The 14,343-nt window shown below is 54.4% G+C and carries 10 protein-coding genes, 6 tRNA genes and 2 rRNA genes; all 18 read left to right on the top strand.

Annotated elements, in window-relative coordinates; translation table 11 throughout:
• The first annotated feature begins 30 nt into the window (after window positions 1-30).
• Window positions 31-107, top strand: a tRNA-Ile gene (locus RGV33_RS29405).
• 30 nt (window positions 108-137) lie between these two features.
• Window positions 138-213 (top strand) — tRNA-Ala (locus RGV33_RS29400).
• A 234-nt stretch (window positions 214-447) separates the two neighbouring features.
• Window positions 448-3,341, top strand: a 23S ribosomal RNA gene (locus RGV33_RS29395).
• Window positions 3,342-3,514: 173 nt separating this feature from the next.
• Window positions 3,515-3,630 (top strand): 5S ribosomal RNA (gene rrf, locus RGV33_RS29390).
• A gap of 202 nt (window positions 3,631-3,832) precedes the next feature.
• Window positions 3,833-4,792, top strand: a complete 960-nt coding sequence (gene birA / locus RGV33_RS29385; protein WP_322147869.1) for a bifunctional biotin--[acetyl-CoA-carboxylase] ligase/biotin operon repressor BirA — start codon at window positions 3,833-3,835, stop codon at window positions 4,790-4,792.
• A complete protein-coding gene (locus RGV33_RS29380) occupies window positions 4,782-5,531 on the top strand; it encodes a pantothenate kinase (protein ID WP_322147868.1) in 750 nt (249 codons plus the stop codon). Before birA ends, RGV33_RS29380 begins: the two co-directional genes overlap by 11 nt.
• A gap of 7 nt (window positions 5,532-5,538) precedes the next feature.
• Window positions 5,539-5,985: a hypothetical protein gene (locus RGV33_RS29375; protein ID WP_322147866.1), complete on the top strand. Its 447-nt coding sequence runs from the start codon at window positions 5,539-5,541 to the stop codon at window positions 5,983-5,985.
• Between the two features lie 143 nt (window positions 5,986-6,128).
• Window positions 6,129-6,213, top strand: a tRNA-Tyr gene (locus RGV33_RS29370).
• Window positions 6,214-6,236: 23 nt separating this feature from the next.
• Window positions 6,237-6,310: transfer RNA gene (locus RGV33_RS29365), tRNA-Gly, on the top strand.
• A gap of 26 nt (window positions 6,311-6,336) precedes the next feature.
• Window positions 6,337-6,412 (top strand) — tRNA-Thr (locus tag RGV33_RS29360).
• Window positions 6,413-6,574: 162 nt separating this feature from the next.
• Window positions 6,575-6,650, top strand: a tRNA-Trp gene (locus RGV33_RS29355).
• A gap of 45 nt (window positions 6,651-6,695) precedes the next feature.
• A complete protein-coding gene (gene secE, locus RGV33_RS29350) occupies window positions 6,696-7,064 on the top strand; it encodes a preprotein translocase subunit SecE (protein ID WP_076016471.1) in 369 nt (122 codons plus the stop codon).
• Window positions 7,065-7,073: 9 nt separating this feature from the next.
• On the top strand, window positions 7,074-7,607 hold the full coding sequence (gene nusG / locus RGV33_RS29345; protein ID WP_003176436.1) for a transcription termination/antitermination protein NusG: 534 nt from the start codon (window positions 7,074-7,076) through the stop codon (window positions 7,605-7,607).
• Window positions 7,608-7,724: 117 nt separating this feature from the next.
• Window positions 7,725-8,156: a 50S ribosomal protein L11 gene (gene rplK / locus RGV33_RS29340; RefSeq protein ID WP_003210097.1), complete on the top strand. Its 432-nt coding sequence runs from the start codon at window positions 7,725-7,727 to the stop codon at window positions 8,154-8,156.
• Complete coding sequence (gene rplA, locus RGV33_RS29335; RefSeq protein ID WP_322147863.1) at window positions 8,156-8,851, top strand: 50S ribosomal protein L1; 696 nt, start codon at window positions 8,156-8,158, stop codon at window positions 8,849-8,851. Before rplK ends, rplA begins: the two co-directional genes overlap by 1 nt.
• A 198-nt stretch (window positions 8,852-9,049) precedes the next feature.
• On the top strand, window positions 9,050-9,550 hold the full coding sequence (rplJ, locus tag RGV33_RS29330) for a 50S ribosomal protein L10 (RefSeq protein ID WP_322147861.1): 501 nt from the start codon (window positions 9,050-9,052) through the stop codon (window positions 9,548-9,550).
• Between the two features lie 78 nt (window positions 9,551-9,628).
• Window positions 9,629-9,994, top strand: a complete 366-nt coding sequence (rplL, locus tag RGV33_RS29325; RefSeq protein WP_088424408.1) for a 50S ribosomal protein L7/L12 — start codon at window positions 9,629-9,631, stop codon at window positions 9,992-9,994.
• Window positions 9,995-10,214: 220 nt separating this feature from the next.
• Window positions 10,215-14,288: a DNA-directed RNA polymerase subunit beta gene (gene rpoB, locus RGV33_RS29320; RefSeq protein WP_076016468.1), complete on the top strand. Its 4,074-nt coding sequence runs from the start codon at window positions 10,215-10,217 to the stop codon at window positions 14,286-14,288.
• Window positions 14,289-14,343: the final 55 nt, after the last annotated feature.

Below are 14,343 nucleotides of genomic sequence, written 5' to 3'. Positions count from 1 at the left end.
AAGAAGACGATATAGAAGCAGCCCGAAATTGGGTCTGTAGCTCAGTTGGTTAGAGCGCACCCCTGATAAGGGTGAGGTCGGCAGTTCGAATCTGCCCAGACCCACCAATTTTGTGTGGGAAACGCCTGTAGAAATACGGGGCCATAGCTCAGCTGGGAGAGCGCCTGCCTTGCACGCAGGAGGTCAACGGTTCGATCCCGTTTGGCTCCACCACTAACTGCTTCTGTCACGTAAAGCTTAGAAATGAGCATTCCATCGTTAGGATGGTGAATGTTGATTTCTAGTCTTTGATTAGATCGTTCTTTAAAAATTTGGGTATGTGATAGAAAGATAGACTGGACGTTACTTTCACTGGTAACGGATCAGGCTAAGGTAAAATTTGTAAGTAATTGCGAATTTTCGGCGAATGTCGTCTTCACAGTATAACCAGATTGCTTGGGGTTATATGGTCAAGTGAAGAAGCGCATACGGTGGATGCCTTGGCAGTCAGAGGCGATGAAAGACGTGGTAGCCTGCGAAAAGCTTCGGGGAGTCGGCAAACAGACTTTGATCCGGAGATGTCTGAATGGGGGAACCCAGCCATCATAAGATGGTTACCTTACACTGAATACATAGGTGTATGGAGCGAACCAGGGGAACTGAAACATCTAAGTACCCTGAGGAAAAGAAATCAACCGAGATTCCCTTAGTAGTGGCGAGCGAACGGGGACTAGCCCTTAAGTGGCTTTGAGATTAGCGGAACGCTCTGGAAAGTGCGGCCATAGTGGGTGATAGCCCTGTACGCGAAAATCTCTTAGTCATGAAATCGAGTAGGACGGAGCACGAGAAACTTTGTCTGAATATGGGGGGACCATCCTCCAAGGCTAAATACTACTGACTGACCGATAGTGAACTAGTACCGTGAGGGAAAGGCGAAAAGAACCCCGGAGAGGGGAGTGAAATAGATCCTGAAACCGTATGCGTACAAGCAGTGGGAGCCCACTTTGTTGGGTGACTGCGTACCTTTTGTATAATGGGTCAGCGACTTATTTTCAGTGGCGAGCTTAACCGAATAGGGGAGGCGTAGCGAAAGCGAGTCTTAATAGGGCGTCTAGTCGCTGGGAATAGACCCGAAACCGGGCGATCTATCCATGGGCAGGTTGAAGGTTGGGTAACACTAACTGGAGGACCGAACCGACTACCGTTGAAAAGTTAGCGGATGACCTGTGGATCGGAGTGAAAGGCTAATCAAGCTCGGAGATAGCTGGTTCTCCTCGAAAGCTATTTAGGTAGCGCCTCATGTATCACTGTAGGGGGTAGAGCACTGTTTCGGCTAGGGGGTCATCCCGACTTACCAAACCGATGCAAACTCCGAATACCTACAAGTGCCGAGCATGGGAGACACACGGCGGGTGCTAACGTCCGTCGTGAAAAGGGAAACAACCCAGACCGTCAGCTAAGGTCCCAAAGTTATGGTTAAGTGGGAAACGATGTGGGAAGGCTTAGACAGCTAGGAGGTTGGCTTAGAAGCAGCCACCCTTTAAAGAAAGCGTAATAGCTCACTAGTCGAGTCGGCCTGCGCGGAAGATGTAACGGGGCTCAAACCATACACCGAAGCTACGGGTATCATCTTCGGATGATGCGGTAGAGGAGCGTTCTGTAAGCCTGTGAAGGTGAGTTGAGAAGCTTGCTGGAGGTATCAGAAGTGCGAATGCTGACATGAGTAACGATAATGGGTGTGAAAAACACCCACGCCGAAAGACCAAGGTTTCCTGCGCAACGTTAATCGACGCAGGGTTAGTCGGTCCCTAAGGCGAGGCTGAAAAGCGTAGTCGATGGAAAACAGGTTAATATTCCTGTACTTCTGGTTATTGCGATGGAGGGACGGAGAAGGCTAGGCCAGCTTGGCGTTGGTTGTCCAAGTTTAAGGTGGTAGGCTGGAATCTTAGGTAAATCCGGGATTCTAAGGCCGAGAGCTGATGACGAGTTAACTTTTAGTTAACGAAGTGGTTGATGCCATGCTTCCAAGAAAAGCTTCTAAGCTTCAGGTAACCAGGAACCGTACCCCAAACCGACACAGGTGGTTGGGTAGAGAATACCAAGGCGCTTGAGAGAACTCGGGTGAAGGAACTAGGCAAAATGGCACCGTAACTTCGGGAGAAGGTGCGCCGGTGAGGGTGAAGGACTTGCTCCGTAAGCTCATGCCGGTCGAAGATACCAGGCCGCTGCGACTGTTTATTAAAAACACAGCACTCTGCAAACACGAAAGTGGACGTATAGGGTGTGACGCCTGCCCGGTGCCGGAAGGTTAATTGATGGGGTTAGCTAACGCGAAGCTCTTGATCGAAGCCCCGGTAAACGGCGGCCGTAACTATAACGGTCCTAAGGTAGCGAAATTCCTTGTCGGGTAAGTTCCGACCTGCACGAATGGCGTAACGATGGCGGCGCTGTCTCCACCCGAGACTCAGTGAAATTGAAATCGCTGTGAAGATGCAGTGTATCCGCGGCTAGACGGAAAGACCCCGTGAACCTTTACTATAGCTTTGCACTGGACTTTGAATTTGCTTGTGTAGGATAGGTGGGAGGCTTTGAAGCGTGGACGCCAGTTCGCGTGGAGCCAACCTTGAAATACCACCCTGGCAACTTTGAGGTTCTAACTCAGGTCCGTTATCCGGATCGAGGACAGTGTATGGTGGGTAGTTTGACTGGGGCGGTCTCCTCCTAAAGAGTAACGGAGGAGTACGAAGGTGCGCTCAGACCGGTCGGAAATCGGTCGTAGAGTATAAAGGCAAAAGCGCGCTTGACTGCGAGACAGACACGTCGAGCAGGTACGAAAGTAGGTCTTAGTGATCCGGTGGTTCTGTATGGAAGGGCCATCGCTCAACGGATAAAAGGTACTCCGGGGATAACAGGCTGATACCGCCCAAGAGTTCATATCGACGGCGGTGTTTGGCACCTCGATGTCGGCTCATCACATCCTGGGGCTGAAGCCGGTCCCAAGGGTATGGCTGTTCGCCATTTAAAGTGGTACGCGAGCTGGGTTTAGAACGTCGTGAGACAGTTCGGTCCCTATCTGCCGTGGACGTTTGAGATTTGAGAGGGGCTGCTCCTAGTACGAGAGGACCGGAGTGGACGAACCTCTGGTGTTCCGGTTGTCACGCCAGTGGCATTGCCGGGTAGCTATGTTCGGAATAGATAACCGCTGAAAGCATCTAAGCGGGAAACTAGCCTCAAGATGAGATCTCACTGGAACCTTGAGTTCCCTGAAGGGCCGTCGAAGACTACGACGTTGATAGGTTGGGTGTGTAAGCGCTGTGAGGCGTTGAGCTAACCAATACTAATTGCCCGTGAGGCTTGACCATATAACACCCAAGCAATTTGACTACTCCTGACTTGGAAACAAGCAGAAGCATCAGATTGCGGTGTGTGAAGACGAAACGAACCGAAAGTTCGAGATCTTGCAAAACACCGAAAGCTATCACATACCCAATTTGCTGAAGCGAGGCCAGCTGGCCACGACTCAGTACCCGAATTTCTTGACGACCATAGAGCATTGGAACCACCTGATCCCATCCCGAACTCAGCAGTGAAACGATGCATCGCCGATGGTAGTGTGGGGTTTCCCCATGTGAGAGTAGGTCATCGTCAAGATTAAATTCCAGAACCCCTGATTGCTAACGCAATCAGGGGTTTTGTTTTTGCGCGGTTTGTTGGACAGAGCGTGCTCGCGAAAAACTTCGACGGTTACACGGGCTATCAGATGCCCCCGCGCATAAATGCTAAAGTCCTGCCTTTCTATGCAATGGCCTTATGCATGGCTATCATGCGTGCCTCATTGTGAGGCGAGACTTGCATGCTGACGTTGTTGAAACTTCTAAAAGATGGTCGATTCCACTCCGGGGAGGCGCTTGGTGCTGCCCTGGGTGTCAGTCGCAGTGCTGTGTGGAAGCAGCTTCAGCATCTTGAGGCGCAATTGAATCTACCTATCCATAAAGTCCGCGGCAGGGGGTATCAGTTGGCTTCGCCTCTGGTGTTTTTAAGTGCTGATGAAATTGCTCGGCATGTTCCGGGTCCTGCATGGCCTGTTCATATTTCTGACTCCATTGACTCGACAAATGCCGAGGCATTGCGCCTGGTCGAGGCGGGTCGCACTGCGCCGTTTCTCGTGCTTTCAGAGCAGCAAACTGCTGGAAGGGGAAGGCGAGGCCGGAGGTGGGTCAGTCCCTTCGCTCAAAACGTCTACTACAGCCTGGTGTTGCGTATCGATGGCGGTATGCGCCAGTTGGAGGGCCTGAGCCTCGTCGTCGGACTGGCAGTCATGCAGGCGTTGCGGGATGCGGGTGTTCGCACTGCCGGGTTGAAGTGGCCAAACGACGTTTTAGTAGGGCAGAAAAAGATCGCCGGCATTCTCTTGGAGTTGGTTGGGGACCCCGCTGATGTTTGCCATGTCGTCCTGGGTATTGGCATTAATGTGAATATGCAGAAGGCCGACGAGGTCGATCAGCAATGGACTTCCTTACAGTTGGAGACCGGCAGTGCTGTTGATCGTAACTACCTGGTGGCGCGCCTTGGCGTGCAACTGCAGGCTTATCTTGACCGCCACCAGGCTTCTGGCTTTTGCGCCATTCAGGAGGAGTGGGAGCAGAACCATTTATGGCAAGGTCGGCCTGTATCGCTCATTGCGGGTGTGAACCAGATTGATGGAGTGGTATTGGGGATCGATGGGCAGGGTGCGCTACGGTTGAGCGTGGATGGTGTCGAGAAAATATATAGCGGTGGTGAGTTAAGCCTGAGGTTGCGTGATGATACTTGAGCTCGACTGTGGCAATAGCTTTATCAAATGGCGCGTTATCGAGCCGGATCACGTGCGCATCTTTGCTGAAGGTATCGCTGGTTCGGATGCCTCGCTGATCGACAGCCTGGTTGCGCTTGCGGGGCTCGCGTTAAAGGATTGCCGGCTGGTAAGTGTTCGTGCTTCGGATGAGACGAGCCAGTTGGTATCGGCCCTGGTAGCGGCGTTTGGCGTCAACGTACTCTGTGCGGCTTCAGCAAGGCAAATGGGTGGGCTGCGAAACGGGTACGAAGACTTCGAGCGCCTGGGCCTGGATCGTTGGCTCGCTATGCTGGGTGGGTTTCAATTGGCTTCGGGTGCATGCCTGGTGCTCGATTTTGGTACTGCGGCGACAGCAGACTTCATTACTGCGAACGGTGAGCATCTCGGAGGCTTTATTTGTCCCGGCATGCCGCTGATGCGCAACCAGCTGCGAACGCATACCCGCAAAATACGTTATGACGATATTGCCGCAGAGCGTGCCCTTGAGGTCCTGTCTCCCGGTCGTACGACCGTAGAGGCGGTAGAGCGCGGCTGTACGCTCATGCTGAGAGGGTTTGTGCTGACTCAGTTGGAGTTGGCTCGAAGCTATTGGGGCACGGACTTCACCGTCTTCCTCACGGGCGGGGATGCTGAACTGGTGGCTGACGCTGTGCCGCACGGCAGGCTTGTCCCGGATCTGGTTTTTGTTGGTTTGGCGATGGCGTGCCCTTTGTCCTGAGGTTTTTATGCGTTGGCTGTTTCTGCTTTTGCTGGTCCTCAATGTCTTCTATTACGTCTGGCATCAGCAGGAGGCTCCCTTGCGCGCCAAAGATGTCACGCCACTGGCTCTCTATCGCGGCTCACAGCAAGATATCCGGCTGTTAAGCGAGTCGGCTGACGCGATGGTGCGCAGAGACCGGGCAAAAGCGCCTGAGGCGCAGCCTGCGTGCCTGTATATCGGCGGCCTGGCCGATCAGAAAGAGCTTCAGTCGGTTGAACAGCGCCTTACAAGCCTGGACATCAAGGTCAAGCTGCAATCCCTGAACCTGCCTGATGCCTCCGGATACTGGCTGCGAGTAGCCCCTGAAAGCAGGCGCCTGGCTGATGATCTGCCCTTTGAAAACCTTGCTAATGAATTCAATGAGTTAAAACATAAAATAATGCCGTGCGAAGGCATTGCAACCTTCGAATAGTTTGCATAGAATGGCGCCCGCTTCGCAGTGAAGACCTTTAGGGTCAACAAGGTGAAGCGAAGGTCAACGCAGCTAACCTCATATTTTTAAATGAGAAAGTGGTTGACAGAAGGCTGGCATGATGTAGAATGCCGGCTCGCTTAGGAGGGGTTCCCGAGCGGCCAAAGGGATCAGACTGTAAATCTGACGTCTACGACTTCGAAGGTTCGAATCCTTCCCCCTCCACCATTTTAGCGTGAGCTGCAAGCTCCGCGGGTATAGTTTAGTGGTAGAACCTCAGCCTTCCAAGCTGATGATGCGGGTTCGATTCCCGCTACCCGCTCCAAGTTTGCAGGTTGTGCAAGTTGTTTCGCTCTTGTAGCTCAGTTGGTAGAGCACACCCTTGGTAAGGGTGAGGTCAGCGGTTCAAATCCGCTCAAGAGCTCCATATAACAAGGCAGATATGAAAATATCTGCCTTTGTTTTAACAGCTTCCTCTGGTTGATTCTGCTCTTTCTCACGGTTTGTCTGGGTAGGTTTCAGGTCTGCAGGGGTTTGTTGTTGTAAAGTCTTTTTCAGATCGGCATAATTGTCGGCCTGATTTTGTTTTAGGTCAGTAGCTCAATTGGCAGAGCGACGGTCTCCAAAACCGTAGGTTGGGGGTTCGATTCCCTCCTGACCTGCCAGATTCACTTGGTGTGTCTGGCTTTCTTTTCACAGGATCTTCATAGATGACTCCTAAGGCTGAAGCTCAAGGCTCTCGCTTCGATCTGCTCAAGTGGCTTGTAGTAGTCGCTGTTGTGGTCGTAGGCGTTGTCGGCAACCAGTACTACTCTGCGTCGCCGATCCTGTACCGTGTCCTCGCATTGCTCGCCCTTGCTGCTGTTGCTGCCTTTGTTGGCCTGCAGACTGCCAAAGGTAAGTCGTTTGCGGTCCTGGTAAAGGAAGCTCGTACCGAGATCCGTAAAGTCGTTTGGCCGACTCGCCAAGAAACCACGCAGACCACGTTGATTGTGGTAGCTGTTGTTCTGGTTATGGCGTTGCTGTTGTGGGGGCTTGATTCCCTGCTCGGCTGGCTTGTTTCCTTGATTGTTGGCTAAGGGTGTCCCGTGGCTAAGCGTTGGTACGTTGTGCATGCTTACTCGGGTTACGAGAAGCATGTCATGCGCTCTTTGCTAGAGCGCGTAAAGCTGGCAGGCATGGAAGATGGCTTCGGCGAAATTCTGGTTCCCACTGAAGAAGTGGTTGAAATGCGTAATGGCCAGAAACGCAAAAGCGAGCGCAAGTTCTTCCCTGGCTACGTGCTGGTTCAGATGGACATGAATGAGGGTACTTGGCACTTGGTCAAGGACACTCCTCGCGTCATGGGTTTCATCGGCGGTACCGCTGATAAGCCTGCGCCGATCACCGACAAAGAAGCAGAAGCGATTCTGCGTCGTGTTGCTGATGGTAGCGACAAGCCCAAGCCGAAGACGTTGTTCGAGCCGGGTGAGGTTGTTCGTGTCACAGATGGTCCGTTTGCAGATTTTAACGGCACTGTCGAAGAAGTTAACTACGAAAAGAGCCGGATCCAAGTGGCAGTGCTCATTTTCGGTCGCTCTACTCCGGTAGAGCTAGAGTTCAGCCAGGTCGAAAAAGTCTAGCTGGGCAAGCATCCCAACCCCGCAGTCTTAGGCTGTGGGGTTTTGTCGTCACTGGGATAAACGCGCAAGTAACCGGGGAGCCTTTCGAGGCGTTCGAACCCGTAATTGGAGTGCCTCATGGCCAAGAAGATTACCGCTTACATCAAGCTGCAAGTGAAGGCCGCTCAGGCCAACCCAAGCCCACCTGTTGGTCCAGCTCTGGGTCAGCACGGCGTGAACATCATGGAATTCTGCAAGGCTTTCAACGCCCGTACTCAGGGTATTGAGCCAGGTCTGCCGACTCCAGTGATCATCACTGTATACAGCGACCGTAGCTTCACCTTCGAAACCAAGTCGACCCCGGCTTCGGTTCTGTTGAAGAAAGCTGCTGGTCTGACTAGCGGTTCCGCTCGTCCTAACACCGTTAAGGTTGGCACCGTGACCCGTGCTCAGCTGGAAGAAATCGCGAAAACCAAAAACGCGGATCTGACTGCAGCTGATATGGATGCAGCCGTGCGTACCATCGCCGGTTCTGCTCGTAGCATGGGCCTTAACGTGGAGGGTGTGTAATGGCTAAGCTGACCAAGCGCCAAAAGGCTATCGCCGGCAAAATCGAAGCGGGCAAGTCCTACAACTTTGTAGACGCTGCTGCTCTGCTGACCGAGCTGTCGACTGTCAAGTTCAGCGAGTCTGTTGACATTGCTGTAAACCTGGGTGTTGACCCACGTAAATCCGACCAGGTCGTTCGTAGCGCTACTGTGCTGCCACACGGTACTGGCAAGACTGTACGTGTTGCTGTCTTCACCCAAGGCCCAGCAGCTGAAGCTGCTCTGGCCGCCGGCGCCGATCGCGTTGGCATGGACGACCTGGCTGCCGAAATGAAAGGCGGCGACCTGAACTATGACGTCGTAATTGCTTCCCCGGATGCAATGCGCGTTGTAGGTCAGTTGGGTCAGATCCTCGGTCCACGTGGCCTGATGCCTAACCCTAAAGTCGGCACCGTAACGCCAGACGTAGCCACCGCGGTTAAAAACGCCAAGGCTGGTCAGGTTCGTTATCGCACCGACAAAAACGGCATCATTCACACCTCCGTTGGCAAAGTCGGCTTTGATGCCGTCAAGCTGAAGGAAAACGTTGAAGCCCTGATCGCTGATCTGAAGCGTATCAAGCCAGCTTCCTCGAAAGGTATCTACGTCAAGCGCGTTACCCTGAGCACCACTATGGGCCCAGGTCTGGTCATCGACCAAGGCTCGCTGGACGTATAAGACACAAATTGGCGCAAGTAATTGCGCCAATTGAAAGATTGGGGTCCCTGCCTGGCGGGGGCTATCCAAGACCGTAGGCGACGCAAGTCTTAAACCACAAGCCTACGCAGATGGTGCTCCCGGTTCCTTACCGAATCAGACACCAAAACGACATCCGGCCTAGGCCAGATGAAACGGTAACAAGCAGGAGTTAAACCCGTGGCAATTAATCTCGAAGACAAGAAGGCCATCGTCGCTGAAGTCAACGAGGCTGCCAAAGCTGCTCTGTCCGCTGTCGTGGCTGATGCCCGTGGTGTGACAGTAGGCGCTATGACCGGACTCCGTAAAGAGGCTCGTGAAGCTGGCGTATACGTACGTGTTGTACGTAACACCCTGCTAAAGCGCGCTGTTGCTGACACTGAATACAGTGTCCTCAACGACGTGTTCACAGGCCCGACCCTGATTGCGTTCTCCACCGATCATCCAGGCGCTGCTGCCCGTTTGTTCAAGGAATTCGCTAAGGGTAACGACAAGTTCGAGATCAAGGCAGCTGCGTTCGAGGGCAAGTTCCTCGCAGCTAACCAAATCGACGTACTGGCAACACTGCCGACCCGTAACGAAGCTATTTCTCAGCTGATGAGCGTGATTCAAGGCGCTACCAGCAAGTTGGCTCGTACTCTGGCCGCAGTTCGCGAGCAAAAAGAAGCCGCCGCAGCCTAAGGCTGAGCACTTCCTCTCGCGTATTTTTGTTTATTTCGATGGCCGCGTAGGCCGTCCCCCAATTCAGGAATTACAGCAATGTCTATCTCCCAAGACGATATCCTCAACGCCGTAGCTGAAATGTCGGTTCTGCAGGTTGTTGAGCTGATCAAAGCTTTCGAAGAAAAATTCGGCGTTTCCGCTGCCGCTGCTTCCGCTGGCCCAGCCGCTGTAGCTGCTGTTGCTGAAGAGCAAACCGAATTCAACGTTATGCTGTTGGAATCCGGCGAGAAGAAAGTAAACGTGATCAAGGCAGTTCGTGAACTGACCGGTCTGGGCCTGAAAGAAGCCAAGGCTGTAGTTGACGCTGCTCCAAGCATGGTTCTGGAAGCTGTTGCGAAAGACGCAGCTGACAAAGCCAAGGCTGCTCTGGAAGAAGCAGGCGCTAAAGTCGAGCTGAAGTAAGCATCGACCTTGCGTCTCCAGCCCAAGCGTTAAGCTGAAGGCTGATGGCTGGTGGCTCTTGCCACCGGCCTTTTTCCGTTATTGGCAATCGACTCGGTCGTCGCCTCTAACGTGCTGTAACCACCCGATGCGGTGGCGCAAACCATGGGGTTTGCAAGATTTTCTGGCTGCTCCCGTCGGGAGGGGCCAAACAAGCAGGTGACCAAGCTGGGGAACGCTGATGGCTTACTCATATACTGAGAAAAAACGTATCCGCAAGGACTTTAGCAAGTTGCCGGACGTCATGGATGTCCCGTACCTTCTGGCTATCCAGCTGGATTCGTATCGTGAATTCTTGCAGGCGGGAGCGACTAAAGATCAGTTCCGCGACGTGGGCCTGCATGCGGCCTTCAAATCCGTTTTCCCGATCATCAGCTACTCCGGCAATGCTGCGCTGGAGTACGTCGGTTATCGCCTGGGCGAACCGGCATTTGATGTCAAAGAATGCGTGTTGCGCGGTGTTACGTACGCCGTACCTTTGCGGGTAAAAGTCCGTCTGATCATCTTCGACAAAGAGTCGTCGAACAAAGCGATCAAGGACATCAAAGAGCAAGAAGTCTACATGGGTGAAATCCCCCTGATGACTGAGAACGGTACCTTCGTTATCAACGGTACCGAGCGCGTTATCGTTTCCCAGCTGCACCGTTCCCCGGGCGTGTTCTTCGACCACGACCGCGGCAAGACGCACAGCTCCGGCAAGCTCCTGTACTCCGCGCGGATCATTCCGTACCGTGGTTCGTGGTTGGACTTCGAGTTCGACCCGAAAGACTGCGTGTTCGTACGTATCGACCGTCGTCGCAAGCTGCCGGCCTCGGTATTGCTGCGCGCGCTCGGCTATACCACCGAGCAAGTGCTGGATGCCTTCTATACCACTAACGTATTCCATGTGAGCGGTGAAACCCTCAGCCTGGAACTGGTGCCTCAGCGCCTGCGTGGTGAGATTGCCGTTCTGGACATCCAGGACGAAAAAGGCAAGGTCATCGTTGAAGCCGGCCGCCGTATTACCGCGCGCCACATCAACCAGATCGAAAAAGCCGGTATCAAGACGCTGGAAGTGCCTCTGGACTACGTCCTGGGTCGCACCACCGCCAAGGTCATCGTGCACCCGGCCACCGGCGAAATCCTGGCTGAATGCAACACCGAGCTGAACACCGAGATTCTGGGCAAGATCGCCAAGTCCCAGGTTGTTCGCATCGAGACCCTGTACACCAACGACATCGACTGCGGTCCGTTCGTCTCCGACACCCTGAAGATCGACTCCACCAGCAACCAATTGGAAGCGCTGGTCGAGATCTATCGCATGATGCGTCCTGGCGAGCCACCAACCAAAGACGCTGCCGAGACCCTGTTCAACAACCTGTTCTTCAGCCCTGAGCGCTATGACCTGTCTGCGGTCGGCCGGATGAAGTTCAACCGTCGTATCGGTCGTACCGAGATCGAAGGTTCGGGCGTGTTGTGCAAGGAAGACATCGTCGCGGTACTGAAGACCCTGGTCGACATCCGTAACGGTAAAGGCATCGTCGATGACATCGACCACCTGGGTAACCGTCGTGTTCGCTGCGTAGGCGAAATGGCCGAGAACCAGTTCCGCGTTGGCCTGGTACGTGTTGAGCGTGCGGTCAAAGAGCGTCTGTCGATGGCCGAAAGCGAAGGCCTGATGCCGCAAGACCTGATCAACGCCAAGCCAGTGGCTGCGGCGGTGAAAGAGTTCTTCGGTTCCAGCCAGCTCTCGCAGTTCATGGACCAGAACAACCCGCTCTCCGAGATCACCCACAAGCGCCGTGTTTCCGCACTGGGCCCGGGCGGTCTGACTCGTGAGCGTGCAGGCTTTGAAGTGCGTGACGTACACCCGACTCACTACGGTCGTGTATGCCCGATTGAAACGCCGGAAGGTCCGAACATCGGCCTGATCAACTCCCTGGCCGCTTATGCGCGCACCAACCAGTACGGCTTCCTCGAGAGCCCGTACCGTGTGGTGAAAGATGCTCTGGTCACCGACGAGATCGTGTTCCTGTCCGCCATCGAAGAAGCTGATCACGTGATCGCTCAGGCTTCGGCCACGATGAACGACAAGAAAATGCTGATCGACGAGCTGGTAGCTGTTCGTCACTTGAACGAGTTCACCGTCAAGGCGCCGGAAGACGTCACCTTGATGGACGTATCGCCCAAGCAGGTAGTTTCTGTTGCAGCGTCGCTGATCCCGTTCCTGGAACACGATGACGCCAACCGTGCGTTGATGGGTTCCAACATGCAGCGTCAAGCTGTACCGACCCTGCGTGCTGACAAGCCGCTGGTAGGTACCGGCATGGAGCGTAACGTAGCCCGTGACTCCGGCGTTTGCGTCGTGGCTCGTCGTGGCGGCGTGATCGACTCCGTTGATGCCAGCCGTATTGTGGTTCGTGTTGCCGATGACGAAGTTGAAACTGGCGAAGCCGGTGTCGACATCTACAACCTGACCAAATACACCCGCTCCAACCAGAACACCTGCATCAACCAGCGTCCGCTGGTGAGCAAGGGTGATCGGGTTCAGCGCAGCGACATCATGGCAGACGGTCCTTCCACCGATATGGGTGAGCTGGCACTGGGTCAGAACATGCGCATCGCGTTCATGGCCTGGAACGGTTACAACTTCGAAGACTCCATCTGCCTGTCCGAGCGTGTGGTTCAGGAAGATCGCTTCACCACGATCCACATTCAGGAACTGACCTGTGTGGCACGTGACACCAAGCTTGGGCCAGAGGAAATCACTGCAGACATCCCGAACGTGGGTGAAGCTGCACTGAACAAGCTGGACGAAGCCGGTATCGTTTACGTAGGTGCTGAAGTTGGCGCAGGCGACATCCTGGTAGGTAAGGTCACTCCGAAAGGCGAGACCCAACTGACTCCGGAAGAGAAGCTGTTGCGTGCCATCTTCGGTGAAAAAGCCAGCGACGTTAAAGACACTTCCCTGCGCGTACCTACCGGTACCAAGGGCACTGTCATCGACGTACAGGTCTTCACCCGTGACGGCGTTGAGCGTGATGCTCGTGCACTGTCCATCGAGAAGACCCAGCTCGACGAGATCCGCAAGGACCTGAACGAAGAGTTCCGTATCGTTGAGGGCGCGACCTTCGAACGTCTGCGTTCCGCCCTGGTAGGCCACAAGGCTGAAGGCGGCGCGGGCCTGAAGAAAGGTCAGGACATCACCGACGAAGTACTCGACGGTCTTGAGCACGGCCAGTGGTTCAAACTGCGCATGGCTGAAGACGCTCTGAACGAGCAACTCGAGAAGGCCCAGGCCTACATCGTTGATCGTCGCCGTCTGCTGGACGACAAGTTCGAAGACAAGAAGCGCAAACTGCAGCAGGGCGATGACCTGGCTCCAGGCGTGCTGAAAATCGTCAAGGTTTACCTGGCAATCCGTCGCCGCATCCAGCCGGGCGACAAGATGGCCGGTCGTCACGGTAACAAAGGTGTGGTCTCCGTGATCATGCCGGTTGAAGACATGCCGCACGATGCCAATGGCACCCCGGTCGACGTCGTCCTCAACCCGTTGGGCGTACCTTCGCGTATGAACGTTGGGCAGATCCTCGAAACCCACCTGGGCCTCGCGGCCAAAGGTCTGGGCGAGAAGATCAACCGTATGATCGAAGAGCAGCGCAAGGTTGCTGACCTGCGTAAGTTCCTGCACGAGATCTACAACGAGATCGGCGGTCGCAACGAAGAGCTGGACACCTTCACCGACCAGGAAATCCTGGACCTGGCGAAGAACCTGCGCGGCGGCGTTCCAATGGCTACCCCGGTGTTCGACGGTGCCAAGGAAAGCGAAATCAAGGCCATGCTGAAACTGGCAGACCTGCCAGAAAGCGGCCAGATGCAGCTGTTCGACGGCCGTACCGGCAACAAGTTTGAGCGCCCGGTTACTGTTGGCTACATGTACATGCTGAAGCTGAACCACTTGGTAGACGACAAGATGCACGCTCGTTCTACCGGTTCGTACAGCCTGGTTACCCAGCAGCCGCTGGGTGGTAAGGCTCAGTTCGGTGGTCAGCGTTTCGGGGAGATGGAGGTCTGGGCACTGGAAGCATACGGTGCTGCTTACACTCTGCAAGAAATGCTCACAGTGAAGTCGGACGATGTGAACGGTCGGACCAAGATGTACAAAAACATCGTGGACGGCGATCACCGTATGGAGCCGGGCATGCCCGAGTCCTTCAACGTGTTGATCAAAGAAATTCGTTCCCTCGGCATCGATATCGATCTGGAAACCGAATAACACGTGACGCGAATCGAGAGCGGGGCTGTTTAGCCCGCTCTCTGCTCCGCCAGGA

It is taken from the genome of Pseudomonas sp. Bout1 (genome assembly GCF_034314165.1).
Taxonomy (GTDB): domain Bacteria; phylum Pseudomonadota; class Gammaproteobacteria; order Pseudomonadales; family Pseudomonadaceae; genus Aquipseudomonas.
The sequence above is the reverse complement of the archived record's forward strand: the minus strand, read 5'-3'. Positions and strand labels throughout refer to the sequence as shown.

Excerpts from the sequence above, each read along its gene's own strand:
- birA (WP_322147869.1), top strand. The coding sequence starts at position 3,833 with ATGCTGACGTTGTTGAAACTTCTAAAAGATGGTCGATTCCACTCCGGG.
- RGV33_RS29380 (WP_322147868.1), top strand. The coding sequence starts at position 4,782 with ATGATACTTGAGCTCGACTGTGGCAATAGCTTTATCAAATGGCGCGTT.
- RGV33_RS29375 (WP_322147866.1), top strand. The coding sequence starts at position 5,539 with ATGCGTTGGCTGTTTCTGCTTTTGCTGGTCCTCAATGTCTTCTATTAC.
- secE (WP_076016471.1), top strand. The coding sequence starts at position 6,696 with ATGACTCCTAAGGCTGAAGCTCAAGGCTCTCGCTTCGATCTGCTCAAG.
- rplK (WP_003210097.1), top strand. The coding sequence starts at position 7,725 with ATGGCCAAGAAGATTACCGCTTACATCAAGCTGCAAGTGAAGGCCGCT.
- rplA (WP_322147863.1), top strand. The coding sequence starts at position 8,156 with ATGGCTAAGCTGACCAAGCGCCAAAAGGCTATCGCCGGCAAAATCGAA.
- rplL (WP_088424408.1), top strand. The coding sequence starts at position 9,629 with ATGTCTATCTCCCAAGACGATATCCTCAACGCCGTAGCTGAAATGTCG.
- rpoB (WP_076016468.1), top strand. The coding sequence starts at position 10,215 with ATGGCTTACTCATATACTGAGAAAAAACGTATCCGCAAGGACTTTAGC.